The 3157-nt window shown below is 66.4% G+C and carries 4 protein-coding genes and 1 pseudogene; 2 read left to right on the top strand and 3 right to left on the bottom strand.

From position 1 onward, the window contains the following. Positions 1-477, top strand: a pseudogene (locus HMPREF3014_RS14925) (type VI secretion system tip protein VgrG); the annotation flags it as partial. Positions 478-591: 114 nt separating this feature from the next. Here the strand turns inward: HMPREF3014_RS14925 and HMPREF3014_RS14920 are convergent. Genes HMPREF3014_RS14920 through eagT6 form a run of 3 tightly spaced genes read right to left on the bottom strand, consistent with a single transcriptional unit; the run spans position 592 to position 2615 of the window. Next, positions 592-876 (bottom strand): immunity protein Tsi6 family protein, encoded by a 285-nt coding sequence (locus HMPREF3014_RS14920; protein ID WP_003104961.1) that lies wholly within the window; start codon positions 874-876, stop codon positions 592-594. Beyond that, positions 873-2165: an NAD(P)+ glycohydrolase Tse6 gene (gene tse6 / locus HMPREF3014_RS14915; RefSeq protein WP_003104959.1), complete on the bottom strand. Its 1293-nt coding sequence runs from the start codon at positions 2163-2165 to the stop codon at positions 873-875. The genes HMPREF3014_RS14920 and tse6 overlap by 4 nt, the downstream gene beginning before the upstream one ends. 15 nt (positions 2166-2180) lie before the next feature. Then, positions 2181-2615: a type VI secretion system effector EagT6 gene (gene eagT6, locus HMPREF3014_RS14910; RefSeq protein WP_003083692.1), complete on the bottom strand. Its 435-nt coding sequence runs from the start codon at positions 2613-2615 to the stop codon at positions 2181-2183. A 253-nt stretch (positions 2616-2868) separates the two neighbouring features. Between eagT6 and HMPREF3014_RS14905 the strand changes: the two genes are divergently transcribed. Continuing rightward, positions 2869-3157: contractile injection system protein, VgrG/Pvc8 family (locus HMPREF3014_RS14905; protein ID WP_003121605.1), on the top strand; the 289-nt coding region annotated here is incomplete at its 3' end.

The following is a 3157-nucleotide window of genomic DNA, read 5'->3' as shown; positions in this document are numbered from 1 at the left end:
CGCATGGAGGACAAGAAGGGCGCCGAGCAGTTATACATCCACGCCGAGCGCAACCAGGACAACCTGGTCGAGAACGATGCCTCGCTGTCGGTCGGCCACGACCGCAACAAGAGCATCGGCCACGACGAGCTGGCGCGCATCGGCAACAACCGCACCCGCGCGGTGAAGCTCAACGACACCCTGTTGGTGGGCGGGGCGAAGAGCGACAGCGTCACCGGCACCTACCTGATCGAGGCCGGCGCGCAGATCCGCCTGGTCTGCGGCAAGAGCGTGGTGGAGTTCAACGCCGACGGCACCATCAATATCTCCGGCAGCGCCTTCAACCTCTACGCCAGCGGCAACGGCAACATCGACACCGGCGGCCGCCTCGACCTCAATTCCGGCGGCGCCAGCGAGGTCGACGCCAAGGGCAAGGGCGTGCAGGGCACCATCGACGGCCAGGTGCAGGCGATGTTTCCGCCGCCGGCGAAGGGCTGAGGCGGCGGCATCCTGGCTGCCCGCCCTTGGGCAGGACGCCGCGGGAGTCTTGACGATTCGCGCATGTCCTCGCCAGGCAGAAGCGGCGGTCGCTCAAGACCGATGGTGTTGCGCTCAGGGCAGATCGACCTTCAGGCCGCGGCCAGTGCGTATACCGACGTAATAGGCGTCCTTGAGGGCCCTGGAGAGTTCCGGGTCGGTTTCGTCGAATTCCTTCACGGCGATGCTGCCGAGGGTCAACCGGTGCAGTGCGGAACGATCCAGGCTGCGGTCGAGCAGGACGGACCTGATGTACTGCAATTGCTTTTCCGCGGACAGCAGGACCTCGTATCCCGGATAGCGGGCCAGCCGGTCGACGACCAGCGCCAGAGCGCGGTCGATGTATTCGATGGGTGTCATGATCCCTCCCGGGGAAGCAGACCGAAGGAGCCTTTCTCGTTGGAGAACAGTTGTTGCGCGCCGCCTTTGGCGGGATATGACTGTCCCTTTACCGACCAGAAGTCATCGGTCGGCGCAGCGGTGCTGCGCAGGACCTCGACCTTCTGGGTCGTCCTGTAGGAGTTGAGGACCTTGGGTTCGATGGTGTTCGCCGCCCGGTTGGTGCCCATGGGGTTGATTCCCAGCTCCGTGGGCTGCACGCGCGGGCTGAGTGTATACCAGTTGCCCTGCGGCGCTCCGGGGGACTGGTACTGCCACAGGTTCTTGCCGGGCGCGAGGGTTTCCACACGGACCGGATGGTTGAAGTCCAGGCCGTTCATGTACGACTCGGCATCGGCAGGATCGATGTCCTTCGACTTGAAGAACTTGGCGGCGGTTTCACGATTCCCGCGGTAGTTGATGTCGTGGTCGAGGTTGCCGGAACGACCGAACTTGTTGTTCAGGTAGGCGCGTCGTTGCGCGGTTTCGGAGGTCACCGCTGCCGGACGACGACCGGCGAGTTTCGGCCCGAAGCCCAGCAATGCCATCCCCGCCACGCCCTGGAACAGGTCGCGGTAGCCGGGACCGAGGCGGTCGCCGAGGTCGCCGAGCAGGGCCATGCCGCCCATCATCAGCCCGCCGATGGCGACGAAGCCGGCCAGCGCCGCGACCCCGGCCATCGCCGCCAGCAGCAGGCCGCCGGCAAGGGCCGCCAGGCCCAGCGCCTCGAGGCCGGTGTGCAGCCATTCCTCCAGGTCGAGGACGAAGGCCACCCGCTCGGTGGGGCCGCCGATGAAGGTGTCCTGGCTGCCGGTCTTGATGTGCGCGCCGCAGACCATCTTGCTCTGCAGGCGCGCCGCCGGCTTGCCGTTGATGTACACGGTGGCGCTGCCTTCGGCGATCAGCACCGGGAACGGCCACAGCGGATGGTTCAGCGGCAGGCCGCTGCAGGTGGCGGAGACGTCGTCGCCGGCGCGCATCGCGTTGCGACTGTTCACGTAGACGTTGAAGCTGCCGCGTATGAGCACCCCGGTGGTCGGCTCGGGTAGCTCGAAGATGGTGGTCAGGCCCTTGACGATCTGGAACATCGACAGCCCGCCGGCGGCGATCGAACCGGCCAGGATCACCGCGGCCAGGCCGCCGGTGGCGGCGGTGGCGGCGACCACGGCGGCGCCGATCAGGGCTCCGGCCACGGCTCCGGCGACCATCGCGGCGACACCGAAACCGTGGGCTATCTCATCGCCCAGTCGGGCGGCGGCTTGCGCATCCATGCGTCGGTACTCGGGTCAGCTAGGGGTCGGGCGCGGGACCAGGGTCTGCATCGCCTGCTTCCAGGCCGGCTCGTGGTGCGGCAGGTCAGCCGGGGTGGTGGTCAGGGTGGTGATCAGCACCGCCGGGCGGCGCTCGATGAATACCTGGCGCAGCATCAGGTCGCGGCCCTCGCGCTGCCACTGGTAGTCGAGGAGCACGGCGGCGTGGCCGTGAATGTTGATGTCCCAGCGCTTGTGCAGCTTGAAGCCGGGCAATTGCTTCTCGGCATTCTCCAGTTGGCGGGCGACATAGTCGGCGAACGGCGCGTCGCCCTGGCTGGCGTCGCGGCTGATGACGAAACTGGCTTCGCGGGCGGGGCCGCTGGCGGGGAGCTTGAAGATGTTGATGCTCTGGTCCTGCCAGGCATCGGGAATCTCGAGATCGGCTTCGTGGAGGCGATAGAGCGTCACTGTGTTAACCCCTTCCCTAGGATTCTGAGTGAGTCATTGCTGGACAAAAGCTTTACGGAATGTTGCTCGCGAATCAAGGCTTTCCTGGCCCGAAGCGGCCTTTCGTGATGGCCTTCTGCCTGTTCGCCGTCGGTCGGGGCGCTCGTCGGAATCTGTGTCACGCATCTCCCCTTTCCACCGCATCCGCGCCTATGCTGCTTGGGTGGCGCCGCTCCAACGGCGCCAGTGATGGACGTGGATCAAGGATGATTTCATGGCACTTGCGCAACAGACCCGCCTGGTCCGGGTCGACAGTCCGCTCGGCGCGGAGGTCCTGCAATTGCAGCGAATGGAGGGTCGCGAAGAGCTCGGCCGGCCGTTCGCCTACGAGCTGGAACTGATCTCGGAAAACCCCGACCTGCCACTCGACGGGCTGCTGGGCAAGCCGGCCAGCCTGGCGCTGGAACTGCACGACGGCAGCCGGCGGCATTTCCACGGCATCGTCGCCGCTTGCAGCCAGGGATCCGGCAACGGCCAGTTCGCCAGCTACCAGGTCACCCTGC

The sequence above is a fragment of the Pseudomonas sp. HMSC065H01 genome, from assembly GCF_001815235.1.
Taxonomy (GTDB): Bacteria; Pseudomonadota; Gammaproteobacteria; order Pseudomonadales; family Pseudomonadaceae; genus Pseudomonas; species Pseudomonas aeruginosa.
This window is presented reverse-complemented; position numbering and strand designations above follow the sequence as displayed.

Bases quoted from the DNA above. Each gene is read 5' to 3' on its own strand.
- HMPREF3014_RS14920 (WP_003104961.1), bottom strand. From the start codon at position 876: ATGACACCCATCGAATACATCGACCGCGCTCTGGCGCTGGTCGTCGAC.
- tse6 (WP_003104959.1), bottom strand. From the start codon at position 2,165: ATGGATGCGCAAGCCGCCGCCCGACTGGGCGATGAGATAGCCCACGGT.